Genomic DNA, 25,398 nt, shown 5'->3' with positions numbered 1-25,398 from the left:
GCCCCAGCGGGTTGGGTTGGGCGAGCCCGGCCGGGCTGGATGTGCCGGTCCCTGCGCTGCAAGCCCCAGCGGCCGGGCTGGATGGGCCGGCCCCCGGCGGGGCCGGGTGGGGCGGCGTCCGCGCCGCATGTTCCGGCTGGGGCGGAGGGAGTGGGCGGGCGCCGGGGTGTGTCGTGGGGGCGTGACAAGCTGGGGGCGTGAGAGAGATTGTCGATCGGGCTTGTCAGGCCGCGCTCTACAGCCAGGACGATGCCGGGTTGGATGCCGGGGCGTCCGTGCTCGTCGGGGACGGCGGGCAGTGGGGTGGGGTCGGGCGGGAGCTGTTGGGGCGCGGGGAGGCGTACGTACGGCAGGCCTGGGAGCGGGGGTGGCAGCCCGCCGACGTGCTCCGGCTCGTGGGGCGGGACCTCGGCGACCGGCATCTGCGGATCACCGGCGACCTGATCGCCGCCGAGGCGCGGCGGTACGCGCGGCTGCCCGAGCGGTGGACCGACGCCGAGGTGTGGTGGGTCGAGGACGGCGCGTACGGGGAACGGCTCGTGGGGCGGGAGAAGACCGACCGGTTCAGCCTCGCCACCGCCCTGCTCGAGGTGTTCCGGCTGCTGATCCGGCTGCCCTCCATCGAACCGGTCGGGCCCCTGCCGGGGGATCCGGCCGCCGACGCCCTGGAGCACGCGCACATCGAGCCCCGCATGCTCGGGCGCATCCGGGCCCTGCTCGCCAAGGCCGAGGCGACCACGTTCCCGGAGGAGGCGGAGGCGCTCAGCGCCAAGGCGCAGGAGCTGATGGCCCGGCACACCGTCGACGAGGCCGTGCTCGCGGCGAGCGGCAAGGCGCCCGCTCAGGTGCCTGCGGCCTGCCGCATCGGCGTCGAGGCCCCGTACGAGGAGGCGAAGGCGGTGTTGCTGGACGCCGTCGCCACCGCCAACCGCTGTCGGGCCGTGTGGAACAGCGCCTTCGAGTTCTCCACCGTGGTGGGGTTCGAGAGCGATCTGGAGGCCGTCGAGCTGCTCTATACGTCCCTGCTCGTGCAGGGCACGGCGGCCATGACCCGGGCCGAGGCCGCTCAGCGCTCCGGCGGGCGCAAGCGGACCAAGACCTTCCGGCAGTCCTTCCTGCTCGCGTACGCCAGCCGGCTCGGCCAGCGTCTCGCCGAGACCGCCGAGCACACCGCGGCCGAGGCTCCCGACAACCTGCCCGCCCTGGTGGCCCGCGACGTCGCCGTCAGCTCGCGGGCCGACGAGATGTTCCCCCGGACCACCACCACCCGGCTGCGCGGGGCCACCGACCACGCGGGCTGGGAGGACGGCACGGCCGCCGCCGACCGGGCGCACATGGGGGGCAAGCGGCCGCCCCTGCCGCGCTAGGGGCGATCGCTCTCGCCGCGCAGTGCCTGGGTCTCCGACTTCAGGATGCGCATCGACCGGCCCACGGAGCGGGCCATGTCGGGCAGCTTCTTCGAGCCGAAGACCAGCACGCAGACGACGAGGAGCAGGATCAGGTGCCAGGGCTCAAGGGCATTGCGGAGCATGCGCGCTTCCCCCTACGGGTGACGGGAATTCCGGTGCGGTCCCGACCATCGAACAGGGCTGCACGCGCACGGACAAATCTGAAGAAGGCCTGAAGGGCGGTCGGTGCCCCGCCCTGGTCGGAGCTTGATCCAGGCTTTATAAGGGTCTGATTCGCCCCTGATCCACCCGAGTTCTTCCCTGACAGTGATCAGGGGAGCACCCTCCGCGTGCACGTGCATCTGCCCATGCATGCGCTTATGAACACAGCTATGATCCGGTGCAGTTGACATCTGCACTATCGGGGGCTTCCTGTGGACCACGCGTACAACGGGATGGCAGCTGCAGAACTCGACGGAGTGACCTGGCAGAAGAGCAGACACAGCAACTCGCAAGGTTCCTGTGTGGAGTTCGCAAAGCTGCCGGGTGGCGCTGTCGCCGTGCGCAACTCGCGCTTCCCGGACGGGCCGGCGCTCGTCTACACGCCGGCCGAGATAGAGGCGCTGCTGCTGGGCGTCAAGGACGGCGAGTTCGACCACCTGATCGCCTGATCGGCCGGAGGGACGGCCGGAGGAACGGCGCGCTGATCAAGCCATGCACGTGCACTGGCCGGGACTGATCGCAATGATCAACCCCGGCCAGTTTTCGTCACAGTGGATCATTTTCGAAGGCCCTGCGCCTTCCCCGCCGCCTACTCGTGCAGCATGAACAGCGCCCAGACCACCTTGCCGGTGAGCCGGCCCGCGAGCGGGTGCCAGCCCCAGCTGTCGCTGTAGGCGTCCACGAGGAACAGCCCGCGCCCCGACTCCAAGTCGCAGTTCTCCTGCGTGCGTTCCGGAGCGAACGACCCGCCCGGCCGGTCCTCGCTGGGGTCCCGTACCGCGCACACCAGGCGGGTGCTCCACCGCATCAGGTGCAGCCGTACCGTCGGCTCCGGCTCCCCCGAGCCCGCTCCGCAGCCCGCTCCCGAGGCGCCGCCCACCCCGGCGTCCTCCGGCAGGGCATGGCGCAGCGCGTTCGTGACGAGTTCGGAGACCACCAGGGCCACGTCGTCGAAGCGCTCGTCGAGGCCCCACTGCGACAAGGTCGACCGGGTGAACGAACGGGCGCCCCGCACCGCCTCGAAGCGGGCGGGCAGAGCGCAGGAGGCGGACCCGGAGACAGCCGTGGGGTCGACCGGGGGCAGCCCCTGCCGTAACGGCTCGAGCATGGTCGATCCATTCGTCCCCATGCGAGGCACTCCCGGGATTCGCGGGCGGAGCGGCGCGCTCCGTCCAGAAAGAACTGCGGGGTGGGTCCGGCGCCGGCGCGAAAGAGCACGCAGGTGCGCGGCACCATCGTTCCGAATGCAGAAGCTGGATGCAAGGGCAGATGCACGTGCACGCGCCGGACCTGTCCACTCCCGTGATGGTTCTTGCTCATTTCTTCCTACGCATACTTACGGACTTCTTTTCCGGCAGGCGGGATTCCGTTACAGAACGAGTACGGACCGATGCGTTTTGGTGGCAGACTGCGGGGCCTGGGGTTCGGGGGCCCCGGCGACGCACATCACGCGCAGACCACGCGTACACATGGCGATGGGGAGGGCAGGACTAGTGACCGCAGAAGCAAGCGGTTCTGTGGTGCGCCGCATCCTCCTGGGCTCTCAGCTCAGGCGACTCCGAGAATCCCGCGGCATCACCCGTGAGGCGGCCGGCTACTCGATCCGCGCATCCGAATCGAAGATCAGCCGCTTGGAGTTGGGAAGGGTGAGCTTCAAGGCAAGGGACGTGGAGGACCTCCTCACGCTCTACGGAGTCACGGACGGCGCGGAGCGGGAGTCCCTGCTGGGGCTCGTCCGCGAGGCCAACGCGGCCGGCTGGTGGCACAGCTACGGCGACGTGCTGCCCGGGTGGTTCCAGACGTACATCGGCCTGGAGGGCGCGGCCTCGCTCATCCGGATCTACGAAGTGCAGTTCGTCCACGGCCTGTTGCAGACCGAGGCCTACGCCCAGGCCGTCGTCAGCCGTGGCATGCCCGGCGCCACGAAGGCCGAGATCGACCGCCGCGTCGCGCTGCGCCTGGAGCGCCAGAAGGTGCTCGTCTCCGAGAGCGCCCCGGTCTTCCACGCCGTCCTGGACGAGGCCGCGCTGCGCCGCCCGTACGGCGACCGCGACGTCATGCGCGGACAGCTGGAGCACCTCATCGAGGTCTCCCAGCGGCCCAACGTGCAGCTCCAGGTGATGCCGTTCTCCTTCGGCGGCCACGCGGGCGAGAGCGGAGCCTTCACCCTGCTGCGCTTCCCGGAGTCCGACCTCCAGGACATCGTCTATCTGGAACAGCTCACCAGTGCCCTCTACCTGGACAAAGACGAGGAAGTGGCGCAGTACGAAAGGGCGATGGAGCGGCTGCAGGCCGACTGCCCCGACCCCGACCGGACGCGGGATCTTCTCCGTGGCCTGCTCCAACTGTCTTGATTCGCACGTAGTATGACGTCTGATCAGTGCATGATGACCGATCGGTCTCCGGTGCAGCGCACGGGTGCGCGCTCGCAGTAAGGGATGGCATGTCCATATTCGACGACCTGGCTCACCAGTACATCGACGGCGAATGGCTGGCCGGCACCGGTTCGTGGGACATCATCGACGTCAACCCGTACAACGGGGAGAAGCTCGCGGCCATCACCGTGGCCACCGTCGAGCAGGTGGACCGGGCCTACCGCGGCGCCGAGCGCGCCCAGAGAGAGTGGGCCGCCACCAGCCCGTACACCAGACGCGCCGTCCTGGAACGTGCCCTGCGCATCACCGAGGAGCGCGAGAAGGAGATCATCGAGGCGATGATCGACGAGCTCGGCGGGACCCGTCCCAAGGCCGAGTACGAGGTCCACCTCGCCAAGGAGTTCATCCGCGAGGCGATCCAGCTGGCCATCCGCCCCGAGGGCCGGATCCTCGCCTCGCCGGTCGACGGCAAGGAGAACCGGGTCCAGCGCCTCCCGGTCGGCGTCATCACCGTGATCAGCCCCTTCAACTTCCCGTTCCTGGTCACCCTGAAGTCGGTCGCCCCGGCCCTGGCGCTGGGCAACGCGGTGGTGATCAAGCCGAACCAGAACGCACCCGTGGTCGGCGGCGGGGTCATCGCCAAGATCTTCGAGGACGCGGGCCTGCCGGCCGGACTCCTCAACGTGCTGGTCACGGACATCGCCGAAATAGGCGACGCGCTCCTGACCCACCCCGTCCCGAAGGTCATCTCCTTCGCCGGCTCCGACCGGGTCGGCCGGCACGTGGGCTCCGTCGCCGCCCGCCACTTCAAGCGGACCGTCCTGGAGCTCAGCGGCAACAGCGCCCTCGTCGTCCTCGACGACGCCGACCTCGACTACGCGGTGGACGCGGCCGTCTTCAGCCGCTTCGTCTACCAGGGCCAGGTCTGCATGGCCGCCAACCGGATCCTCGTGGACGCCTCGATCGCCGAGGAGTTCACCGAGAAGTTCACCACCCGCGTGCGGGGCCTGAAGACCGGTGACCCCCACGACGCCGACACCCACATCGGCCCGCTGATCAACTCCTTCCAGGCCGACGCCCTGACCGCGCTCGTGGACCAGGCCGTCGAATCCGGGGCGCAGGCCCTCGTACGCGGATCTACGCGCGGCAACCTGGTCGAGCCGACCGTGCTGGCCGGCCTCCCCGAGGACTCCCCGCTGCTCGGCCAGGAGATCTTCGGCCCGGTGGCGCTGCTGGTGGTCTTCGACGGCGAGGACGAGGCCGTACGGCTGACCAACGCGACCCCGTACGGGCTGAGCGGCGCCGTCCACACCCGGGACGTGGAGCGCGGCGTGCGGTTCGCGCAGCGGATCGAGACCGGGATGATCCACGTCAACGACTCGACGATCGGCGACGAGCCGCTCGCCGCGTTCGGCGGGGAGAAGGACTCGGGACTGGGCCGGCTGAACGGCGAGGCCACGATCGAGGCCTTCACCACCCAGAAGTGGATCTCGGTGCAGCACGGCCGCACCACGTTCCCCTTCTGATCCCCCCGATCCCAGCCCGGCGGCCTCCGGATCGCGTCCTGATCGCGTCGTGATCGCCTTCTGATCCACTTCCGCCCTCGTTTCCCGTTCCGGGCTCGCTCTAGACTCGTGCGAGTCAGCGGCGGGCAGCGTTCCGGGGGAGACCTGAGTTGAGCAACATTCCGGAGACGGGGCGCACGCCCCGGGTCCAGAACCGCCTGGTCGTCATCCAGGTGGTCGTCTTCTCCCTGCTGCTCACGCTGGGCGGGCGGCTCTGGTACCTCCAGGTGCGCAACGGCCAGGAGTACACGGACGAGGCGAAGAACAACCACACCCAGCAGGTCGTCCAGCCCGCCGTGCGCGGCTCGATCCTGGACTCCCGCGGGGTGCCCCTAGCCGACAACGAGACGCGCATGGTCGTCTCCGCCAGCCGTACCGACCTCACCAAGATGAAGGACAAGGGCAAGGACGTCCTGACCCGGCTCGCCGGAGTCCTGGGCCTCAACCCGGACGAGGTGGTCAACAGCGTCCGGCTGTGCGACGCCAAGACGCCCAAGCCGTGCTGGAACGGTTCCCCGTACCAGCCGATCCCCGTCACCGACGAGGCGACGACGGACCAGGTGCTGGAGATAAGGGAGCACGCCGAGCAGTTCCCCGGCATCACCGCCGAGCCGACCGCCCTGCGCCGCTACGCCGGCCCGGACGGGGCCAACACCTCGCAGGTGCTCGGCTACCTCTCGCCCGTCACCGACGCGGAGATCACCAAGGCCAGGAAGACCGACTCCCCGTACCTGCGCTCCGACCAGGTGGGCCGCTCCGGCCTGGAGCGCACGTACGACAAGGAGCTGCGGGGCAAGGCGGGCATCACCCGCTACGAGGTGGACAACCTCGGGCGGGTCATCGGGCAGGCGCAGGCCGACAAGCCGACGCCCGGCTCCAACGTCGTCACCTCGATCGACTCGCGCGTGCAGGCGGTCGCCGAGCGCGAGCTGAACAACGCGATGCTCGAAGCCCGCAAGACGTACGACAAGATCACGCACAAGAACTACGAGGCGGACTCGGGCGCGGTCGTCGTCATGGAGGCCAAGACCGGCCGGATCGTCGCGATGGCCTCCAACCCGACGTACGACCCGAACGCGTGGGTCGGCGGCATCTCCGCCAAGGACTACGCGTCCCTCACCGACAAGGACTCCAACTACCCGCTGCTCAACCGGGCGATCCAGGGCCAGGCGGCTCCCGGCTCGATCTTCAAGGTCGTCTCCTCGACCGCCGCGGTGAACGCCGGGTACCCCTTCAACGGGCGGTACGGCTGCCCCAGCTCGTACTCCGTCGGCAGCCAGACCTTCACCAACTTCGAGTCGCAGGGCTACGGCGACATCACCATCGGCCGGGCCCTCGAAGTCTCCTGCGACACCGTCTACTACGGCATCGCGGACAAGGAGTGGAAGAAGGACGGCGGGATCAACCCCAAGAAGGACCCGAGCGACTGGTTCTACAAGACGGCCCACGAGTTCGGGCTGGGCAAGGCGACGGGCGTCGACCTGCCGAACGAGGTGAACGGCCGGGTCCCCGACCGCCAGTGGAAGAAGGACTTCTTCGAGGCGAACAAGGCCGCCTGGTGCCGGGACGGGAAGAAGGACGGCTCGTACGCCGAGAAGATCGCGTACGAGAACTGCCGCCAGGGCAACCAGCTGCGCGAGGGCGACGCGATCAACTACTCCATCGGCCAGGGCGACACCCTCGTCACCCCGATCCAGATGGCGTCGATCTACGCGGGCATCGCCAACGGCGGCATGATGCACCAGCCGAGCATAGGCAAGGCGATCGTCAGCGCCGACGGCACCTCGGTCAAGGAGATCGCGCCGAAGGAGCAGGGCCGGCTGCCGATGGACGAGGAGCTGCGCGACGACATCGACGGCGCGCTCGCGTCGGTGGCCACCACGGGCAGCGCGGCCTGGCGCTTCGGCGGCTGGCCGCAGAAGCAGATCCCGATGCACGCGAAGACGGGCACGGCGGAGGTCCAGGGCAAGCAGACCACCTCCTGGTTCGCCTCGTACACCGAGGACTACGCGATCGTCATGACGATCTCCCAGGGCGGTACGGGCTCCGGGGCGTCCGGGCCGGCGGTCCGCAAGATCTACGAGTCGATGTACGGGCTCGACGAGAAGGGCAACCAGGACCTGTCGAAGGCCCTGCTGCCGAAGCCGCAGACGCAGCTCCCGGCGATCCGCCCGGAAGGCGCGGCACAGTGACGTCCATTGAGGACAGGATCTGACCGCATGCCTCAGTAACGTGGTTCTCGTCAGCAGGAAGCAGGCAAGAACCACGGAAAAGGCGGTTGGTCATGGCGCACATCTCCGAAGAGGTCCTGGGCGACGAGCGCGGCACGCTCCTCCTCTTCGTCGAATCCCAGCGCACCGCGATCCGCGAGTCGCTGGCCGGACTGACCGAGGAGCAGGCGGCGAGCCGGCCCAGCGCCAGTGAGCTGTCGCTGTCCGGGCTGGTCAAGCACGTGGCCGAGGTCGAGCTGGCGTGGCTGCGGATGGCCCAGCAGCGGGTCAACGAGAGCCAGCGCAGCGCCGAGACCTGGAACGAGGCCTTCCGCCTCGTCGGGGACGAGAGCATCGCGTCCGTCCAGGCGTTCTGGGACGGGGTGACGGCGGAGCTGACGGCCTTCGTCCGGGAGCTGCCCAGCCTGGACGAGACCTTCCCGCTGCCTCCGGCGCCCTGGTTCCCCGAGAACGCCAAGGTGTCGATGCGCTGGATGCTGCTGCACCTGGTGGAGGAGTTCGCCCGGCACGCGGGCCACGCGGACGTGGTCCGGGAGTCCCTGGACGGCACCAAGGCGATGGGATAGCCGGAGGGCGGCCTTCTCGGGGGCTGTCTTCTCGGGGGCGGCCCGCGGGGGCAGCCCCCGCGGACCCGCCTCGGAGAGGACTTGCACCTCACGTGGCGTGAGGACCCAGAGTGAACGGCGTACCGACCAGAGGAGCGGAAAACATGGGCTACTCCGTGGGACAGGTCGCCGGATTCGCCGGAGTGACGGTGCGCACGCTGCACCACTACGACGAGATCGGGCTGCTCTCCCCGAGCACCCGCAGCACCGCGGGGCACCGGCGTTACGACGACGCCGACCTCGACCGGCTGCAGCGGATCCTGTTCTACCGGGAGCTCGGCTTCCCGCTCGAAGAGGTCGCGGTCCTGCTGGACGATCCGGACTCGGACCCGAGGGAGCACCTGCGCCGGCAGCACGCCCTCCTGTCCGACCGGATCGCCCGGCTCCAGCAGATGGCCGAGGCCGTTGAGCACGCCATGGAGGCAGAGAGAATGGGCATCAACCTCACGCCCGAGGAGAAGTTCGAGGTCTTCGGGGACTTCGACCCCGACCAGTACGCGGACGAGGCGCACCAGCGCTGGGGCGGCACGGACGCGTACAAGGAGTCCGCGCGCCGGACGGCCGCCTTCACGAAGGAGGACTGGAAGCGCTTCCAGGGCGAGGCGGACGAGATCAGCCGGCGGTTCGCCGCGCTGCTGGACTCCGGTGCGGCGGCGGACTCCGAGGAGGCCATGGACGTGGCCGAGGAGCACCGCGGCTGGATCGACCGCAACTGCTACCCCTGCTCGTACGAGATGCACACGTGCCTGGGGGAGATGTACGTGGCGGACGAGCGCTTCACGGCCCACTACGACGAGATCCGGACCGGCCTGGCGGTGTTCGTACGGGACGCGATCCTCGCGAACGCGGTCCGCAGCGTCTAGCCGGGCGCCCTCGGACCGTCGGATGTTCCCCGCATGGCCCCCTTCCGGTACCTGGAACCGGGAGGGGGTCTTGTGCGTTGATAATTGAAACCGTCGTCTTGTCCGACGCACCCGCGGACGCCCGCCGCGACACCCCCCGATCCAGGAGAGCCCGGAACTCGTGTACACGCTTGCGCTCGGCCCTGAGTGGCTGTCCCCGGAGTATCTGATCGGGCAATTCGGTCTGATCGGCATCCTGGTCATCGTTTTCGCGGAATCGGGCCTCTTCGCGTTCCTGCCGGGCGACTCGCTGCTCTTCACAGCGGGCCTGTTCGTCGCCAGCGGCGCGATCAAGGAGCCGCTGTGGCTCGTCTGCACCCTGATCGCGGCCGCTGCCATCCTCGGTGACCAGGTCGGGTACATGATCGGCAAGGTCTTCGGTCCGAAGATCTTCAACCGGCCGAACTCCAAGCTCTTCAAGCGGGAGAACCTCGACTCGGCGCACGACTTCATGGAGAAGCACGGCCCCAAGGCCATCGTGCTCGCGCGCTTCGTGCCGATCATCCGCACCTTCGCGCCGATGGTCGCGGGTGCGACGGCGATGAAGTACCGCACCTTCCTGACGTTCAACGTGATCGGCGGTGTCCTGTGGGGCGCGGGCGTCACGGTCCTGGGCTACCAGCTCGGCCAGTTCGAGATCATCAAGAAGAACGTCGAACCGATCTTCATCGGCATCGTCCTGATCTCCGTCATCCCGGTGATCTTCGAGGTGCTGAAGTCCCGCAAGGAGAAGAAGGCGGCGGCCGCCTCCGGCGGGAAGCCCGCGACCGATGAGGATCCGCAGGCCCCGGGCCGGCGCAGCGGCCGCCACGCCAAGCGCTGAGCCCCCTGCCGGCCCGTCCGAAAGCCCCGGGGGACCCGACCGAGAGGTCGGGCCGGGGCTTTCGTGCGTGCCGGGCCCCGCCGGCCCGGGGGCACCTCCCGGCGGCAGCCGGGGGAGGGACGTTGACGACGCGGCCTAGAAGCCGCGGGTCCGCTTCGCCGCGCGCCGCTTGGCGGCGCTCGCGGCTCCCGGGATCCGCATGAACAGCCGTGAGGTCTCCGACCCCAGGTTGACCCCGATCGCGATGGCCAGGGCGATGGCGGCGGCGTTCACCAGTGAGCCGAGGCCCTCGTTCAGCCGGTTCTCGGCGATCAGCAGCAGCCCGTAGTACGTCGCCGAGCCGGGCAGCAGCGGGCCGATGGCCGCCGTCGTGTACGGCAGGGCCGAGGCGAAGCGGTAGCGCGAGAAGAGCTGGCCGAAGAGGCCGACCAGCCCGGCGGCGATGGCCGTGGAGGGCACGGGCGGGATGCCGCCCGCGTAGTGCAGGGCCCCGAAGGTCACCCAGGCGACCCCGCCGTTCAGCGTCACGATCCACACGGTGGACCGTTCCTGCTGGAGCAGGATCGCGAACGTGAACACCAGCACCATCGAGGCCGCGATCTGGATCAGCGGCCGCTGGGTGATCTGGAGGACCTCCTCCGGCTTCGGCGAGGGACCCAGCTGGAGCCCGAGGTAGAGCACGACCAGCACGCCCATGATGATGCCGATGAAGAGGTACATGACCTCCAGCAGCCGGGCGGAGGCGGTGATGTAGAAGCCGGTCAGGCCGTCCTGCACGGCCGCGACCAGGGCCCGCCCGGGCAGCAGCGCGAACAGCCCGCCGGTGATCACCGCGGAAGCGCGGACGTCGATCTCGGCCAGCTTCAGGGCCACGCCTATGGCGGCGGGCGGCATCGCGGCGACCACGAACTGGTAGAACTCCGGCAGCCCGCGCCCGGCGCACAGCCAGGCCAGCCGGTCGCCGAGCATCGCCCCGATCGCGGCGGCGAAGAAGACGAGCACGCCGCCGCCGACCAGGGTGGAGGCGGCCCCGGCGAGCAGCCCGGCGGCGCCCGTCAGGACCCAGGAGGGGTAGGGGTGCCGGTTGCGGCGGATCTCGGCGAGGCGCCGGTACGCCTCCTCCAGCGAGAGCTCGAACTCGTGCGCGCTGATGTCGTCCACCAGCTGGTAGACGGCGGCCAGCCGGGTGTAGTCGGTACCGCGGCGGCGTACGGTCCGGCTCGCCGAGACGGGGTCGTCGACGAGCGAGGGCTGGTGGGTGATCGACAGCAGGGTGAAGGTGACCGTGGGCTCGCAGCGGTCCAGCCCGTACGAGCGGGCCACCGCGAACATCGCGGCCTCCACGTCCTCGGCCCCCTCGCCGCCCGCCAGCAGCAGCTCGCCGATGCGCAGGGTGAGGTCGAGCACGCGGCCCACGGCGGGCCCGGCCTCGGCGTGCTTCTGCGCGGCCTCCGGGACGGGCCGTACGTCGACCGGCATGCGCAGCATGGTGCGCATGCGGTCCTGCCAGGGGGATTCCTTCATCAGGGAGACGGGGAACCCGGCGCCGGGGGTGTAGGCGGGCGGGGAGTGCTGGGCGCTGTACGTCGCGGGCGGCGCGAAGGCGGAGCCCTCCGGTTCGGGCCCGGCGGCCGGTTCGGGAACCCCCTGCGGTACGGCGAACTCCGAGGTCGGCTGGTCCTCGTCGAGCGGTTCCGGCTCGATTCCGGCGGGGGGAGCGAAGGCACTGCGCGCCTCGTCGGATTTCGGCTTCCGGTCCTCCGTGCCCCCGGATCCCTCGCCCTCCGCCACGCGTCCTCCAGTCCCCGACCAGCCCGGGTATCAGTATGCGGAACCGTTTCGTCCTCGGCGAAACCAGACGACGAACGGGCGGCACCCCCTCGGTGAAGGGGTACCGCCCGTTCTTGTCATTCAGGGGCTGAGCGGACTCAGTGGTGGCCGCCCTGCGCCTCAAGGCGCTTGAAGGAGGCCTCGATCTCGGCCTCGGCCTCGGCGCGGCCGACCCAGTTCGCACCCTCGACCGACTTGCCCGGCTCCAGGTCCTTGTAGACCTCGAAGAAGTGCTGGATCTCGAGGCGGTCGAACTCCGACACGTGGTGGATGTCGCGCAGGTGCTCCACGCGCGGGTCCGAGGCCGGCACGCAGAGCAGCTTGGCGTCGCCGCCCGCCTCGTCGGTCATGTTGAACATGCCGATCGCGCGGCACTTGATCAGGCAGCCCGGGAAGGTGGGCTCGTCCAGGATGACGAGGGCGTCCAGCGGGTCGCCGTCCTCACCGAGGGTGTTCTCGACGAAGCCGTAGTCCGCCGGGTAGCTGGTGGAGGTGAAGAGGCGACGGTCCAGACGGATCCGGCCGGTCTCGTGGTCCACCTCGTACTTGTTCCGCGAACCCTTGGGGATCTCGATGGTGACGTCGAACTCCACGTCCTGCTCCTCCATGATCAGCTTCATTTGCTTCGGGACTGCATTGATTCATCTGCTCGCGGGTCGTCCCCGGCCCTGCCGGGTGGGGTGCCATGCTCGCGGCAAGACGCAGTGGTTAAGTGTCCCTCACGCATATGTGTGATCGCGAAAGGGGCTGGTCCGAGGTGCCATTGGTCAAGACATGGCAGCTCATCGCGGTGTCGGCCGTCGCCGGCCTCGCCCTGTCGGTGGCTGCGGTGGCCGCCGCCGGTCCTTGGGACTCCGGCCAGCGTAAGGCCGAGCGGGACAGGGCCGCCTCCCGGGGCCTTACGGGTGGCGCAGATCACGGCGGCGACCGCGGCGCGGGGCTGCTGCCGCAGGCCGCGCCCAGCGCTCCCGGGGTGCTCTCCGCGATCGGCCCGGGCGCTGCGCGCACCGCGGGCAGCGGGGTCGCCGCCGCGGATGCCGGGCGGCTCGCCGAGGTGCTGCGGCCGCTGCTGGCCGACCCCGCGCTCGGCAGCCTCCGTACGGCCTCGGTCATCGACACCGCCACCGGCCAGGTGCTCTTCGAGTCCGGGGCGCGCGAGCCCATGACCCCCGCCTCCACCACCAAGATCGCCACCGCGGCGGCGGCGCTCGCCGCGCTCGGCCCCGAGCACCGGATCCGGACCACCGTGACCCCCGGAGCCGGCCCCGGGGAGATCGTCCTGGTCGGCGGCGGAGACCCCTCCCTCACCGCGAAGAAGAAGAGCCCCGCCGGATCCGGCGGCAGCCTCGTCGCCCTCGCCGCCGACACCGCCCAGGCCCTCAAGGCCGCCGGCACCGACTCCGTGCGCCTCGGCTACGACGACACCCTCTTCACCGGCCCCGCCCGCCACCCGATCGGCGAGAACCCCAACATCGCGCCGGTCACCGCCCTGGCGGCCGACGAGGGCCGTGTAGACGACTCCACCTCCGGTCCCGTCGACCGGGTCGCGGACCCGGCCAAGGAGACCGCCCGCTCCTTCGCGGCCCTGTTGGGGGACCGCGGCATCAAGGTCACCGCCGAACCCGCCAGGGCCAAGGCGCCCGCCGGGGCCCAGCCGCTCGCCACCACCCTCTCCACCCCGCTCGCCGGGCTCGTCGAGCGCATGCTGACCAACAGCGACAACGACATCGCCGAGGTCCTCGCCCGCCAGACCGCCCTCGCCTCCGGGCAGCCCGCCAGCTTCGAGGGCGCCGAGAAGGCCGTCACCGGCCGGCTCGCCGCGCTCGGCGTCGACACGGCCGGCTCCCGCTTCGCCGACGGCAGCGGCCTGGGCCGCGCCGACAAGGTCAGCACCGGCCTGCTCACCGGACTGCTGGCCAAGGCCGCCGACCCGCAGCGGCCGGAGCTGCGGCCCGTGCTCACCGGACTGCCCGTCGCCGGATTCACCGGGACCCTGCGCAGCCGCAACGCCGGCAGCTCCCCGGCGGCCGGCCTGGTCCGGGCCAAGACGGGCACCCTGAGCGGCGTGAACTCCCTCGCCGGGACCGTCGTCGACTCCTCCGGGCGACTGCTCGCCTTCGCGTTCCTGACCGCGAACACCCCCGACCCGGGGGCCGCGGAGAAGGGCCTCGACAAGCTCGCCGCAGCCGTCGCCCGCACGTCGTAGCGGATGCGCGGCGCATCCGAGGGGCTCCGCCGCGGCGCCGGTCCACGTACCGTTGACGCATGACGAGCATCGGTGGTGCCGAGATGGTCGACTGGAATCTCGCGGTGGCGACCGCGACCCGGCTGGTCCGGCCGGGTCCCGAGGTCAGCCGCGACGAGGCCCGAGCCGTGGTGGCGGAGCTGCGCGGGCATGCGAAGACCTCCGAACGCCACGTCCGCGAGTTCACCCGGATGATCCCCGAGGGGGCCCTCGTCCCCGACACCCCCGTCCTCGTCGTCGACCGGGCCGGCTGGGTCAAGGCCAACGTGGCCGGCTTCCGCGAGCTCCTCGCCCCGCTGCTCGGCAAGATGCAGGACCGCCGCGCCGGCGCCCCCGGCGGCGCCGTCCTCGGCGCGGTCGGCGGCAAGGTCACCGGCGTCGAGCTGGGCATGCTGCTCAGCTTCCTGGCCTCCCGCGTGCTCGGCCAGTACGAGACGTTCGCCCCGGCCGGGCGCGATCTGCCGGGCTCGGCCGCGGGGGGCGGCCGGCTGCTGCTCGTCGCCCCGAACATCGTCCACGTCGAGCGCGAGCTGGACGTGCGCCCGCACGACTTCCGGCTGTGGGTCTGCCTGCACGAGGAGACGCACCGTACGCAGTTCACGGCCGTCCCCTGGCTCCGCGACCACCTGGAGGGCGAGATCCAGACGTTCCTCGGTGCCACCGAGGTGGACCCGGCGACCGTCCTGGAGCGGCTGCGCGAGGCCGCGCAGTCCTTCGCCGGCGCCCGCCCCGACACCGAGCAGGGCGACGAGGGCCGCTCCCTGGTCGAGCTCGTCCAGACCCCCGAACAGCGCGAGGTGCTCGGCCGCCTGACCGCCGTCATGTCCCTGCTGGAGGGCCACGCCGACTACGTCATGGACGGCGTCGGCCCCGCCGTGGTGCCCTCGGTCGCCGAGATCCGCGAGAAGTTCCAGCAGCGCCGGGCCAGCGGCGCGGGGCGGCTGGACGCGGCGCTGCGCAAGCTGCTCGGGCTCGACGCCAAGCTGCGCCAGTACCGCGACGGCGAGCGCTTCGTACGCGCCGTCGTCGGCCAGGTCGGCATGGACGGCTTCAACCGGGTCTGGACCTCGCCGAACACACTGCCGACGAAGGCGGAGATCGCCAAGCCCGCGGACTGGGTCGCGCGGGTGCACCGCAAGGGCGAATAGAAGCGAAGGGGAGTGACTCAGGGGGCGTAAACGTGTCTCACTGGGGGAAGAAGCGTCACCCGTCCGAGGGACCGTGGGGCGTGGAAGGGCGTGCGATGCTCAGGGAACGGCTCGGTTCTGTCACCATCGACGCACTCTGAGTGACAACCCTCATCTCGCGGGGGCTCCCAGCGGGGGCTCCTCACGGGGGCCGGGGCACCGGGCAGTGTCGAACAGCACCGAACAGCAGCCGTTCCAGCACCACACCCCCAGCCTTCGAGGCATCCGAACTCCACCGAAGGGCACCGGACATGGGTCCCCATCCTGCGGTCGCGGCGATACGCCTGGCGGTCCGCCGCGTACTCCACGACGTCCTCACCGACCTCACCGACCGTCCCGCCGGCCACTCCCCGACCCCGTCCGGGGGGACCGCCGCCGCGGCGGCCGGCACTCTGCCACTCGTACTCGTCGCCTGCTCCGGCGGCGCCGACTCCATGGCACTCGCCTCCGCCCTGGCCTTCGAGGCGCCCAAGCTGGGCATCCGGGCGGGCGGCATCACCGTCGACCACGGCCTCCAGGCCGGCTCCGACCTGCGCGCCGCCGAGGTCGTCACCCGCATGACCGCGCTCCGCCTCGACCCGGTGGAGTCCGTCTCCGTGCGCGTCGGCCGTGACGGCGGACCCGAGGCGGCCGCCCGCGACGCCCGCTACGCCGCCCTGGACGAGGCCGCGGACCGCCTGGGCGCCGCCGCCGTGCTGCTCGGCCACACCCGGGACGATCAAGCCGAAACCGTCCTGCTGGGCCTCGCCCGCGGCTCCGGCATCCGCTCGCTGTCCGGCATGGCCGAAGTCTCCGGCGGCCCGGGCCGCAGCAACCGCTACCGTCGTCCCTTCCTCCAGATCGACCGGCAGACCGCCCGCAAGGCCTGCATGGTCCAGTCCCTGCCGGTCTGGGACGACCCGCACAACATCGACCCCGCCTACACCCGCTCCCGGCTCCGCCATGAGGGACTGCCCGCCCTGGAGAAGGCGCTGGGCAAGGGAGTGGTCGAGGCGCTGGCCCGCACCGCCCAGCTGTCCCGCGACGACGCCGACGCGCTCGACTCCTGGGCCGCCGAGGCCGAGGCCGGCGTACGGGACGAGGACGGCAAGCTGGAGTGCGCCAAGCTGTACGCCCTGCCCCCGGCCGTCCGCCGCCGCGTGCTGCGCAGGGCCGTGGTCGCGGCCGGTTCCCCCGCAGGCTCCCTCTTCGCCCGCCACATCGAGGAAGTGGACCGGCTCATCACCGGATGGCGGGGCCAGGGCGCCATCAACCTGCCCGGCCGGGTCGAGGCCCAGCGGCAGGGTGGCAGACTTGTCATCCGGCAGGGCTGATTGGTGCTGAAACACGGCTGAGTCCTCCGGGGGCACCCCCGGAGCCCCGGCCGCAAACGAAAGTGATGCGGGTGGACGAGAAGGACATGGGCAGCGACCTCCAGTCGGTGCTCATCACCAAGGAAGAGATCGACGCGAAGCTGGCGGAGCTGGCCGCGAAGATCGACGCGGAGTACGCGGGCAAGGACCTGCTCATCGTCGGCGTCCTCAAGGGCGCGGTGATGGTGATGGCGGACCTGGCGCGCGCCTTGTCCACCCCGCTCACCATGGACTGGATGGCGGTGTCCTCGTACGGCGCCGGGACCCAGTCCTCCGGTGTGGTGCGGATCCTCAAGGACCTGGACACCGACATCAAGGACAAGCACGTCCTGATCGTCGAGGACATCATCGACTCGGGCCTGACCCTGTCCTGGCTGCTGTCGAACCTGGGCTCGCGCCAGCCGGCCTCGCTGGAGGTCGTCACGCTGCTGCGCAAGCCCGACGCCGCGAAGGTCGCGATCGACGTGAAGTGGGTCGGCTTCGACATCCCGAACGAGTTCGTCGTCGGCTACGGCCTCGACTACGCGGAGAAGTACCGCAACCTGCCGTTCGTCGGCACCCTCGCCCCGCACGTCTACGGCGGCTGACGCCCCGGACGGGACCGGGCTCCGGAAGGGGCCCGCTCAGGGGAACCCTGGAACGATTCCTGCCGTTGGAGCAGGGGAAAGCAGTTCTGTCAGCCGTCCCACGAGGCCGCGGGTGACAATACAGGGGTACATTCCGAAGAACAGTCTTTACTCACAGCAGCATTTACCTACGGGCAGGAGGGACGGGGCGCCTGGCGCCCCGTATGGATGGACGTGAAGCGATACTTCCGTGGGCCGGTCATGTGGATCGTGCTGGCCGTCCTCGCCGTGGTCGTGTTGATGAACGTCGTCGGCTCCGGCGGCGGCTACAAGTCGGTGGAGACCAGCGAGGTCATCAAGGCGATCAACAGTGGCCAGGTGGAGAGCGCCAAGCTCACCACCGGTGACAGCCAGATGATCAAGATCGAGCTGAAGAAGGACCAGAAGCTCGGCGACAACGACGGCACCAAGTTCCAGGCCAACTACATCGGGGACCAGGGCGTCCAGCTCGCCCAGAACCTCCAGACCAAGTTCGAAGCCGGTCAGATCCCGGACGGATACACCGTCTCTCCGGACAAGACCAGCCCGTTCCTCAGCGTGCTGCTCTCCCTGCTGCCCTTCGTCCTCATCGTCCTCGTCTTCCTGTTCCTGATGAATCAGATGCAGGGCGGCGGCTCCCGGGTGATGAACTTCGGGAAGTCCAAGGCCAAGCTCATCACCAAGGACACCCCGAAGACGACGTTCGCCGACGTCGCGGGCTCGGACGAAGCGGTCGAGGAACTCCACGAGATCAAGGAGTTCCTCCAGGAGCCGGCCAAGTTCCAGGCCGTCGGGGCCAAGATCCCCAAGGGCGTGCTGCTGTACGGCCCGCCCGGTACCGGCAAGACCCTGCTGGCGCGCGCCGTCGCGGGCGAGGCCGGCGTCCCGTTCTACTCGATCTCCGGTTCCGACTTCGTCGAGATGTTCGTCGGTGTCGGTGCCTCGCGTGTCCGCGACCTGTTCGAGCAGGCCAAGGCCAACGCCCCGGCGATCGTCTTCGTCGACGAGATCGACGCCGTCGGCCGGCACCGCGGTGCGGGCCTCGGCGGCGGCCACGACGAGCGCGAGCAGACGCTGAACCAGCTGCTCGTCGAGATGGACGGCTTCGACGTGAAGGGCGGGGTCATCCTGATCGCCGCCACGAACCGTCCGGACATCCTCGACCCGGCGCTGCTGCGCCCGGGCCGCTTCGACCGGCAGATCGCGGTCGACCGTCCGGACATGCAGGGCCGTCTGGAGATCCTCAAGGTCCACCAGAAGGGCAAGCCGGTCGCTCCGGACGTCGACCTCTCGGCCGTCGCCCGCCGCACCCCCGGCTTCACCGGTGCCGATCTGTCCAACGTCCTGAACGAGGCGGCGCTGCTCACCGCCCGCTCGGACCTCAAGCTGATCGACAACCACATGCTGGACGAGGCCATCGACCGCGTCGTGGCGGGCCCGCAGAAGCGGACCCGGATCATGTCGGACCGGGAAAAGAAGATCACCGCGTACCACGAGGGCGGCCACGCCCTGGTCGCGGCGGCTTCCCCGAACTCCGACCCGGTCCACAAGATCACGATCCTGTCCCGCGGCCGGGCCCTGGGTTACACCATGGTCCTGCCCGACGAGGACAAGTACTCGACCACGCGCAACGAGATGCTCGACCAGCTGGCGTACATGCTGGGCGGGCGCGCGGCCGAGGAGCTGGTCTTCCACGACCCGACGACCGGCGCGGCGAACGACATCGAGAAGGCCACGGCGACGGCCCGCGCGATGGTGACCCAGTACGGCATGACCGAGCGCCTCGGCGCGATCAAGTTCGGCGGCGACAACACCGAGCCGTTCCTGGGCCGCGAGATGTCGCACCCGCGGGACTACTCGGAAGAGGTCGCGGCGCTCGTCGACGAAGAGGTCAAGAAGCTCATCGAGACGGCGCACAACGAGGCCTGGGAGATCCTGGTCGAGAACCGCGACGTCCTCGACAACCTGGTCCTCGCGCTCCTGGAGAAGGAGACGCTGGGCAAGGAGGAGATCGCCGAGGTCTTCTCGACGATCGTGAAGCGCCCCGCCCGCCCGGCGTGGACCGGCTCCTCGCACCGCACCCCGTCGACCCGCCCGCCGGTGCTCTCTCCCAAGGAGCTCCAGCTGACGAACTCGGCGAACGGCACCTCGGCGGGCACGCCGGCCGTGTCCGTGGAGAAGGACCCCGCGCCGGAGGACCGCGCCGAGTAGCCCTCGGCCGGACCGTCCCGGAATGGATGCCGCGCCCCCCAGGTTCTAGCCTGGGGGGCGCGGCACTTTTGCGTGCCCGTGAGGCGCCAGTGCACAGAGGAACGAGGAAGAGATGACCGACCCAGTGACCCTGACCGGTGACGAGGGCACGATCGGCGAGTTCGACGAGAAGCGCGCCCAGGCGGCGGTCCGAGAACTCCTGATCGCGGTCGGCGAGGACCCGGACCGCGAAGGCCTCCTGGAAACCCCGGCCCGCGTGGCCCGCGCGTACAAGGAGATATTCGCCGGCCTCTACCAGAAGCCCGAAGAGGTCCTGACGACCACCTTCGACCTCGGCCACGACGAGATGGTCCTGGTGAAGGACATCGAGGTCATGTCGAACTGTGAGCACCACCTGGTGCCGTTCCACGGCGTGGCGCACGTCGGCTACATCCCGTCCGTCGACGGGAAGATCACCGGGCTGTCGAAGCTGGCCCGCCTCGTGGACGTGTTCGCCCGCCGCCCGCAGGTACAGGAGCGGCTGACCACGCAGATAGCGGACTCCCTGATGGAGATCCTGGAGCCGCGCGGGGTCATCGTGGTCATCGAGTGCGAGCACATGTGCATGACCATGCGCGGGGTCCGCAAGCCCGGCGCGAAGACGATCACCTCGGCGGTCCGCGGTCAGCTGCGCGACCCCGCCACCCGCAACGAGGCCATGAGCCTGATCATGGCGCGCTGACCGCGTCGCCCCGGCCCGGGCCCCGGAAGGGGGCTCAGGCGCGGGAGGGGGCGTGGGGGGTGGTGTCGTCGTCTTCCGGGAGTTTGAGGATGTGCTCCAGGAAGAGGGCGGCGGCGATGACGGCCGCGCCCGCCAGGACCGCGAAGCCGGCGTACCAGGTCTGGTCGCGGCGGGCGGGGACGTCGAGGGAGTCCATCAGCAGGAAGACGCCCACGCCGCCGTACATGCCCGCCACGAGGGCCGCGACGAGGGCGCTGGCCTGTCCGAAAACGACCGCGCGGGCCGCCATCAGCGGCTCCACGCCCTTGGCGCCCGGCCGGCGCTCGCGCTGCGCCTTGAGGCGCGAGCGGAGCGAGAGGGCCGTGGCCAGCAGGACGACCGCGATGGCGCCCAGCACGACGGGCGCGGCCAGCGGGACGCCCGGCAGGGTCCCGTACGCGTTCCACAGCCGTGCGCCCGCCCACGACAGCACCCCGGCGACGACGAAGATCCCCGCCAAGACCGCCGGCCTCAGTTGCTTCACGTGCCCGTTCCCCGCTTTCCGCGCCGCCGCTTCGTCGGCCTCAGGTTAACGACTACTCGGGCAGGCGGAGTTCCAGGTCCGGTCGCGGCGTGACGCCGGCCAGGCCGATTCCGGCCAGCAGCGAAGCGACCGGGCCGTGCCCCGGGATCTGCGCCTCGGGGTCGATGTCGTTCCACGGGGCCAGGACGAAGGCCCGCTGGTGGGCCCGCGGGTGCGGGAGGGTGAGCACCGGGTCGTCCGAGACCACGTCGGCGTACGAGACGATGTCGACGTCGATCGTGCGCGGGCCCCACCGCTCCTCGCGGACGCGGTCGAAGGCCTCCTCGATGGCGTGGCCGCGCTCCAGCAGGGAGGACGGCGGCAGGGTCGTCTTCAGCGCGACGACCGCGTTGAGGTACGAGGGCTGCGAGCCGGGCTCGACGCCCCACGGCTCGGTCTCGTAGACGGGGGAGACGGCCTTGACCCGCAGGCCGGGGGTGTCCCCGAGGGCGTCGATGGCGCCCTGGAGGGTCTCCAGGCGGTTGCCGAGGTTCGCGCCGAGCGCGATGACGGCCCATTTGGGGTTGGAGAGGGTGGTGTCCGCCGCGTCCACCGTCTCGACGACGGATGCGGGCACCGGCTGGACGGTGGGGTCGCTCGGGGCGTTCAGTCCGTTGTTCACACGCGGCTCCGGGTGATCGTGATGGTCACGTCGTCGAAGGGGACGGTGATGGGGGCGTCCGGTTTGTGGACGACTACCTCCACCTGTGCCACCGCTTCGTGCTTCAGGCACTGCTGGGCGATCCGCTCGGCGAGGGTCTCGATCAGGTCGACGGGCTCTCCCTGGACCACATCGACGACCTCTTCGGCGACGACCCCGTAGTGCACGGTCTTCGCCAGGTCGTCGTCGGCCGCCGCGGGGCGGGTGTCGATGTGCAGCACGAGGTCGACGATGAAGGTCTGGCCTTCCTCGCGTTCCCGGGGGAAGACGCCGTGGTGCCCGCGAGCCTTGAGGCCGCGCAGCGCGACACGATCCACGCGAATCACTCCTGCTTTCGTAGGTGCTTCCGGTCCGGGACTCCCCGGATCCATGGGCCTGCGCCGAGTGCGGTCGGCGTCGTCCGTCTTCGAATTTACCTGCGAAAGACCTCGGGCCCCGCCGGAGGGGTCAGGCGGGGCCCTCTTCCCCGTCCTCGTCGGAGTCCGTCAGCACGGGAGAACCGTGGTGGGACCAGAGCCGCCAGCCCTCCGATGTGCGTCGGAACACATTCGTGGCCACGACCAGCTGGCCGACGAGCGGGCCGAGTTCTCCGCCGTCCTCGGCGGGCCCGCCGCTGAGGATGTTCTCCGTACACGTCACCAGTGCGGTGTCACCTATGACGGCGACTTTCGTGTCGGTGAGGAAGAACTGGATGTAGTCGGTGTGGGACATGATCAGCGCGTACGAGCGCAGCACCTCGCCGCGGCCGGAGAGCACCGGCCAGCCCGGGTGCACGCAGGAGATCTCGTCCTCCAGCCAGAGCGCCGACAGTGCGTCGAAGTCCCCCCGCTCCATGGCCTCGTAGAAGGCCGTGTTGACCTCGTCGACGGCTTCGATGTCGGTACGGCTCACCGTTCCCCTCTCCTGGCTGCTGCTGTACGGGTCCCACCACCGGCGGGGTGGATCACAGAGCCCCTTCCACCGCACGGGCCACCCGAACCGCGTCGGCGGTGGCCCGTACCTCGTGGACCCGTACGGCCCAGGCGCCCTGGTGGGCGGCGATGGCGGAGACGGCGGCGGTGGCGGCGTCGCGCTCGCGGGCGGGCGGCGGGGCGGCGTCGGCGGCGCCGGCCAGGATCCGGCCGAGGAAACGTTTGCGCGACGCGGCCACCAGCAGCGGGAAGCCGAGGGCGCGCAGCTCGGGGAGGTGGGCGACCAGGGCCAGGTCGTGCTCGGCCATCTTCGCGAAGCCGAGGCCGGGGTCGACGAGGAGCCGCTCGGGGGCGATCCCGCCGGCCACGACGGCGTCGATGCGGGTCCGGAGCTCGGCGGTGACCTCGGCGACGACGTCCTCGTAGACGGCGAGGCGGTTCATGCCGTCGCTGAAGCCGCGCCAGTGCATCACCACGAACGGCACCTCGGCGGCTGCGACGGCCGGGATCATCCCGGGGTCGGCGAGGCCGCCGCTGACGTCGTTGACCAGTGCCGCGCCGGCGGCGACGGCCCGGGCCGCGACGGAGGCGCGCATGGTGTCGACGGAGACGGTGACCCCTTCGGAGGCCAGGCCGCGCACCACGGGGACGACGCGGCGCAGCTCCTCCTCCTCGTCGACGCGGGAGGCGCCGGGGCGGGTGGACTCGCCGCCGACGTCGACGAGGTCGGCGCCCTGGGCGACGAGGTCGAGGCCGCGCTTGACGGCGGCGGTGGTGTCGAACCAGCGGCCGCCGTCGGAGAAGGAGTCGGGGGTGACGTTGACGACGCCCATGACCCCGCAGCGGTCCCATTCCGGCAGGCCTGCGACCCGGCCCCTGCCGGTGGCCCCGCGCTCGATGTTCATGGCTCCAGGGTAGGGCCGCTGCCCTGGCCGGGCCGTACGCGGGGATCGGGGCCCGCCGGCTTCCCGCGGCCGCCGCCCCGGGCGGCCCCGGGAAACGGCGGAGCCCGGCCCGCCGCACGTGCGGCGGGCCGGGCTCGGGGCCGGGCTCCGGGCCGGGGGCCCGGGATCAGGCGACCTGGACTTCGCGCTCCTGCTTGGCCTGGGCCGGGACCTGGGCGGTGTGGTGCGTGTGGGCGCAGGTGCGGACCGGCTTGGGACGGCGGCGGCTGGCGAACAGCCGGGGCAGGGCCAGCGTGACGAAGCCCTCGGCCTGCATCACGGCGAAGCCGATGCGGGGCAGGTCGCGGCTGCTGCGGTAGACCATGAAGCGCGGCTCCCAGCGGGGGCGGAACTTCTCGTTGAACTTGTACAGCGACTCGATCTGGAACCAGCGCGACAGGAAGACCAGCAGGCCGCGCCACATCCGCAGCACCGGGCCGGCACCGATCTTCTCGCCGCGGGCCAGGGCCGCGCGGAACATCGCGAAGTTCAGGGAGACCTTCTCGATGCCCAGCTCGGGGGCCTGCTGCAGGGAGGCGACGATCAGCAGCTCGTTCATGCCCGGGTCGGCGGCGCGGTCGCGGCGCATCATCTCCAGCGACATGCCGTCCTTGCCCCACGGCACGAAGTGCTGGATGGCCTTCAGGTCGCCGAACGGGCTGCTGTCGCCCTCCTCGACCCGGTGGGCGGTGGCGATGAAGCAGTCGCCGTCGCCCTCGTCGCCGACGCGGCCCAGGGCCATGGAGAAGCCGCGCTCGGTGTCGGTGCCGCGCCAGGCGACGGCCGCGCCGCGGACCTGCTCCAGCTCCTCCTCGGTCAGCTCGCTGACGCGGCGGACCTTGGTGGTGTAGCCGTTGCGCTCGATGCGCTTCACCATCTGGCGGACGTTGCGCATGGGTCGGCCGGTGAGCGAGAAGTCTTTGACGTCGACGATCGCCTCGTCGCCGAGCTCCAGGGCGTCCAGCCCGGTCTCGCGGGTCCAGACCTCGCCGCCGGTCTCGCTGCAGCCCACGACGGCCGGGGTCCAGGAGTGGGCCTTGGCCTCCTCCATGAACCGCTCGATGGCGCCGGGCCAGGCCTCGACGTCGCCGATGGGGTCGCCGGAGGCGAGCATCACGCCGGAGACGACGCGGTAGGTGACGGCGGCCTTGCCGCTGGGGGAGAAGACGACGGCCTTGTCGCGGCGGAGCGCGAAGTGGCCCAGCGAGTCGCGGCCTCCGTGCTTGGCGAGCAGCTCGCGCAGCTTCGTCTCGTCGTCGGCGGTGAGCCGGGCGGCCGGGTGCTCGGGGCGGAAGGCCAGGTAGATGGTGGTGAGCGCGGTCAGCATGCCGAGGGCGCCGAGCGAGTAGCCCACGGTCCAGGAGACGCGGCCGGCGTAGTCGACGGGTCCCTCGATGCCGAAGAGGCCGTAGACGACGTGGCTGATCTGCTCGTAAATACCCGGATGGCCGACGACGCGGCCCGGGTGGGAGTTGACGATGACCAGACCCAGGCCGATGGAGCCGGCGCTCATCAGAACGAAGTTGGCCAGCGCCTTCCAGCGGCTGCGCGGGTCCGGCAGCGCCTTGAATTCACCCTGGTGGCGCACGATGAGCCCCAGCAGTACCGCCGCGATGACGACACTGATGACCGAGTGCCGGTACATGAACTGCGCCGCGGCCCCGGCCGGGAGCAGAACGACGGCGGCCCGCCAGGCACGGCGCTTGCGGCGCTTGAGGCCGTGGGCGAGCAGGAGCAGCAGGACGCCCGCGCTGATGGCGAGGGCGGCTGCGAAGGGGCCCAGCGAGCCGGGCAGCACCTCGGTGACCGCGTGGATCCGGCTGTGCCGGAACCGCGGGAACACTCCCGCCGCGATGTCCAGAAGGCCGACGATCATGACGGCCGTACCTACCAGCCCGGGCACCGACTCCGGTCGTGGGCCGCGGAAGATTCGGCGGACCTGCTTCGGAACCTGTCCCGACTTATCGCCATCTATCCTGCTAGACATCGCTTCCCGTTGCTCCGCGAGAGATCATGTGGCCGAAGGCCGCGACAGCCTCCGGAGTGTGGTGCGTCCAC

Annotated in this window: 24 protein-coding genes; 14 read left to right on the top strand and 10 right to left on the bottom strand. The window is 70.7% G+C overall.

The features are described 5' to 3' along the window. Nucleotides 1-197 precede the first annotated feature (197 nt). Nucleotides 198-1,367 carry a DUF2786 domain-containing protein gene (locus tag ADK52_RS21010; RefSeq protein ID WP_107090131.1) on the top strand — a complete coding sequence of 390 codons (1,170 nt, stop codon included), beginning with the start codon at nt 198-200 and terminating at the stop codon, nt 1,365-1,367. Here the strand turns inward: ADK52_RS21010 and tatA are convergent. Continuing rightward, complete coding sequence (gene tatA, locus ADK52_RS21005) at nt 1,364-1,531, bottom strand: Sec-independent protein translocase subunit TatA (RefSeq protein WP_030158578.1); 168 nt, start codon at nt 1,529-1,531, stop codon at nt 1,364-1,366. The two genes, ADK52_RS21010 and tatA, sit on opposite strands and share 4 nt — an antisense overlap. Before the next feature lie 291 nt (nt 1,532-1,822). Here tatA and ADK52_RS21000 point away from each other — a divergent pair, with 291 nt between their 5' ends. Next, a complete protein-coding gene (locus tag ADK52_RS21000) occupies nt 1,823-2,059 on the top strand; it encodes a DUF397 domain-containing protein (protein ID WP_030158576.1) in 237 nt (78 codons plus the stop codon). A 140-nt stretch (nt 2,060-2,199) separates the two neighbouring features. Here the strand turns inward: ADK52_RS21000 and ADK52_RS20995 are convergent, their stop codons facing one another. Continuing rightward, nucleotides 2,200-2,739 carry an ATP-binding protein gene (locus tag ADK52_RS20995; RefSeq protein ID WP_078988496.1) on the bottom strand — a complete coding sequence of 180 codons (540 nt, stop codon included), beginning with the start codon at nt 2,737-2,739 and terminating at the stop codon, nt 2,200-2,202. Between the two features lie 346 nt (nt 2,740-3,085). Between ADK52_RS20995 and ADK52_RS20990 the strand changes: the two genes are divergently transcribed. From ADK52_RS20990 to ADK52_RS20965, 6 genes are all read left to right on the top strand, one after another. Further along, nucleotides 3,086-3,964, top strand: coding sequence for a helix-turn-helix domain-containing protein (locus ADK52_RS20990; protein WP_053691382.1), 879 nt, complete (start codon nt 3,086-3,088; stop codon nt 3,962-3,964). 89 nt (nt 3,965-4,053) lie between these two features. Continuing rightward, nucleotides 4,054-5,511: an aldehyde dehydrogenase family protein gene (locus ADK52_RS20985; RefSeq protein WP_053691375.1), complete on the top strand. Its 1,458-nt coding sequence runs from the start codon at nt 4,054-4,056 to the stop codon at nt 5,509-5,511. 149 nt (nt 5,512-5,660) lie between these two features. Continuing rightward, nucleotides 5,661-7,742: a penicillin-binding protein 2 gene (gene mrdA / locus ADK52_RS20980; protein ID WP_078988494.1), complete on the top strand. Its 2,082-nt coding sequence runs from the start codon at nt 5,661-5,663 to the stop codon at nt 7,740-7,742. Between the two features lie 92 nt (nt 7,743-7,834). Next, on the top strand, nt 7,835-8,347 hold the full coding sequence (locus ADK52_RS20975) for a DinB family protein (protein WP_053691374.1): 513 nt from the start codon (nt 7,835-7,837) through the stop codon (nt 8,345-8,347). Between the two features lie 143 nt (nt 8,348-8,490). Beyond that, a complete protein-coding gene (locus ADK52_RS20970; RefSeq protein ID WP_053691373.1) occupies nt 8,491-9,249 on the top strand; it encodes a MerR family transcriptional regulator in 759 nt (252 codons plus the stop codon). Nucleotides 9,250-9,409: 160 nt separating this feature from the next. Continuing rightward, on the top strand, nt 9,410-10,111 hold the full coding sequence (locus tag ADK52_RS20965) for a DedA family protein (protein ID WP_053691372.1): 702 nt from the start codon (nt 9,410-9,412) through the stop codon (nt 10,109-10,111). Nucleotides 10,112-10,246: 135 nt separating this feature from the next. Here the strand turns inward: ADK52_RS20965 and ADK52_RS20960 are convergent, their stop codons facing one another. Further along, nucleotides 10,247-11,902, bottom strand: coding sequence for a threonine/serine ThrE exporter family protein (locus ADK52_RS20960; protein WP_053691371.1), 1,656 nt, complete (start codon nt 11,900-11,902; stop codon nt 10,247-10,249). 137 nt (nt 11,903-12,039) lie between these two features. Beyond that, a complete protein-coding gene (locus tag ADK52_RS20955; protein WP_007264878.1) occupies nt 12,040-12,534 on the bottom strand; it encodes an inorganic diphosphatase in 495 nt (164 codons plus the stop codon). Between the two features lie 134 nt (nt 12,535-12,668). Between ADK52_RS20955 and dacB the strand changes: the two genes are divergently transcribed. From dacB to folE, 6 genes are all read left to right on the top strand, one after another. Continuing rightward, complete coding sequence (dacB, locus tag ADK52_RS20950; RefSeq protein WP_053691370.1) at nt 12,669-14,147, top strand: D-alanyl-D-alanine carboxypeptidase/D-alanyl-D-alanine-endopeptidase; 1,479 nt, start codon at nt 12,669-12,671, stop codon at nt 14,145-14,147. A 59-nt stretch (nt 14,148-14,206) separates the two neighbouring features. Next, complete coding sequence (locus ADK52_RS20945; RefSeq protein ID WP_053691369.1) at nt 14,207-15,334, top strand: zinc-dependent metalloprotease; 1,128 nt, start codon at nt 14,207-14,209, stop codon at nt 15,332-15,334. Between the two features lie 290 nt (nt 15,335-15,624). Next, a complete protein-coding gene (gene tilS / locus ADK52_RS20940) occupies nt 15,625-16,686 on the top strand; it encodes a tRNA lysidine(34) synthetase TilS (protein ID WP_053691368.1) in 1,062 nt (353 codons plus the stop codon). A 65-nt stretch (nt 16,687-16,751) separates the two neighbouring features. Then, nucleotides 16,752-17,312, top strand: a complete 561-nt coding sequence (gene hpt, locus ADK52_RS20935; protein ID WP_030158549.1) for a hypoxanthine phosphoribosyltransferase — start codon at nt 16,752-16,754, stop codon at nt 17,310-17,312. A gap of 207 nt (nt 17,313-17,519) precedes the next feature. Next, nucleotides 17,520-19,541 carry an ATP-dependent zinc metalloprotease FtsH gene (gene ftsH, locus ADK52_RS20930; RefSeq protein ID WP_053691367.1) on the top strand — a complete coding sequence of 674 codons (2,022 nt, stop codon included), beginning with the start codon at nt 17,520-17,522 and terminating at the stop codon, nt 19,539-19,541. Between the two features lie 112 nt (nt 19,542-19,653). Continuing rightward, entirely contained in the window at nt 19,654-20,262 is a 609-nt protein-coding gene (gene folE / locus ADK52_RS20925; protein WP_053691366.1) for a GTP cyclohydrolase I FolE, read from the top strand. A gap of 34 nt (nt 20,263-20,296) precedes the next feature. Here the strand turns inward: folE and ADK52_RS20920 are convergent, their stop codons facing one another. The 6 genes from ADK52_RS20920 to ADK52_RS20895 form a co-directional block, all read right to left on the bottom strand. Then, the gene (locus ADK52_RS20920; RefSeq protein ID WP_053691365.1) at nt 20,297-20,785 is read right to left on the bottom strand and encodes a DUF3180 domain-containing protein; all 489 of its coding nucleotides are present in this window, start codon (nt 20,783-20,785) and stop codon (nt 20,297-20,299) included. A 52-nt stretch (nt 20,786-20,837) separates the two neighbouring features. After that, complete coding sequence (folK, locus tag ADK52_RS20915; RefSeq protein ID WP_182508589.1) at nt 20,838-21,446, bottom strand: 2-amino-4-hydroxy-6-hydroxymethyldihydropteridine diphosphokinase; 609 nt, start codon at nt 21,444-21,446, stop codon at nt 20,838-20,840. Then, nucleotides 21,443-21,802 carry a dihydroneopterin aldolase gene (folB, locus tag ADK52_RS20910; RefSeq protein WP_030158540.1) on the bottom strand — a complete coding sequence of 120 codons (360 nt, stop codon included), beginning with the start codon at nt 21,800-21,802 and terminating at the stop codon, nt 21,443-21,445. The genes folK and folB overlap by 4 nt, the downstream gene beginning before the upstream one ends. 130 nt (nt 21,803-21,932) lie before the next feature. After that, nucleotides 21,933-22,376: a nuclear transport factor 2 family protein gene (locus tag ADK52_RS20905; RefSeq protein WP_078988493.1), complete on the bottom strand. Its 444-nt coding sequence runs from the start codon at nt 22,374-22,376 to the stop codon at nt 21,933-21,935. Between the two features lie 52 nt (nt 22,377-22,428). Then, the gene (gene folP / locus ADK52_RS20900) at nt 22,429-23,301 is read right to left on the bottom strand and encodes a dihydropteroate synthase (protein WP_053691364.1); all 873 of its coding nucleotides are present in this window, start codon (nt 23,299-23,301) and stop codon (nt 22,429-22,431) included. 166 nt (nt 23,302-23,467) lie between these two features. Then, the gene (locus tag ADK52_RS20895) at nt 23,468-25,327 is read right to left on the bottom strand and encodes a phosphatidylglycerol lysyltransferase domain-containing protein (RefSeq protein ID WP_053691363.1); all 1,860 of its coding nucleotides are present in this window, start codon (nt 25,325-25,327) and stop codon (nt 23,468-23,470) included. Between the last annotated feature and the right edge of the window lie 71 nt (nt 25,328-25,398).

The sequence above is a fragment of the Streptomyces sp. WM6372 genome (assembly GCF_001279655.1).
In the GTDB taxonomy this organism is placed as follows: Bacteria; Actinomycetota; Actinomycetes; order Streptomycetales; family Streptomycetaceae; genus Streptomyces.
Note: the sequence above shows the minus strand (reverse complement) of the source record. Positions and strands in the feature narration are given on the sequence as shown.

Coding starts and splice junctions, on each gene's coding strand:
- tatA (WP_030158578.1), bottom strand. CDS start 1,531: ATGCTCCGCAATGCCCTTGAGCCCTGGCACCTGATCCTGCTCCTCGTC.
- ADK52_RS20995 (WP_078988496.1), bottom strand. CDS start 2,739: ATGGGGACGAATGGATCGACCATGCTCGAGCCGTTACGGCAGGGGCTG.
- ADK52_RS20990 (WP_053691382.1), top strand. CDS start 3,086: ATGGGGAGGGCAGGACTAGTGACCGCAGAAGCAAGCGGTTCTGTGGTG.
- ADK52_RS20985 (WP_053691375.1), top strand. CDS start 4,054: ATGTCCATATTCGACGACCTGGCTCACCAGTACATCGACGGCGAATGG.
- ADK52_RS20975 (WP_053691374.1), top strand. CDS start 7,835: ATGGCGCACATCTCCGAAGAGGTCCTGGGCGACGAGCGCGGCACGCTC.
- ADK52_RS20970 (WP_053691373.1), top strand. CDS start 8,491: ATGGGCTACTCCGTGGGACAGGTCGCCGGATTCGCCGGAGTGACGGTG.
- dacB (WP_053691370.1), top strand. CDS start 12,669: ATGTGTGATCGCGAAAGGGGCTGGTCCGAGGTGCCATTGGTCAAGACA.
- ADK52_RS20945 (WP_053691369.1), top strand. CDS start 14,207: ATGACGAGCATCGGTGGTGCCGAGATGGTCGACTGGAATCTCGCGGTG.
- tilS (WP_053691368.1), top strand. CDS start 15,625: ATGGGTCCCCATCCTGCGGTCGCGGCGATACGCCTGGCGGTCCGCCGC.
- hpt (WP_030158549.1), top strand. CDS start 16,752: ATGCGGGTGGACGAGAAGGACATGGGCAGCGACCTCCAGTCGGTGCTC.
- ftsH (WP_053691367.1), top strand. CDS start 17,520: ATGGACGTGAAGCGATACTTCCGTGGGCCGGTCATGTGGATCGTGCTG.
- folE (WP_053691366.1), top strand. CDS start 19,654: ATGACCGACCCAGTGACCCTGACCGGTGACGAGGGCACGATCGGCGAG.
- folP (WP_053691364.1), bottom strand. CDS start 23,301: ATGAACATCGAGCGCGGGGCCACCGGCAGGGGCCGGGTCGCAGGCCTG.
- ADK52_RS20895 (WP_053691363.1), bottom strand. CDS start 25,327: ATGTCTAGCAGGATAGATGGCGATAAGTCGGGACAGGTTCCGAAGCAG.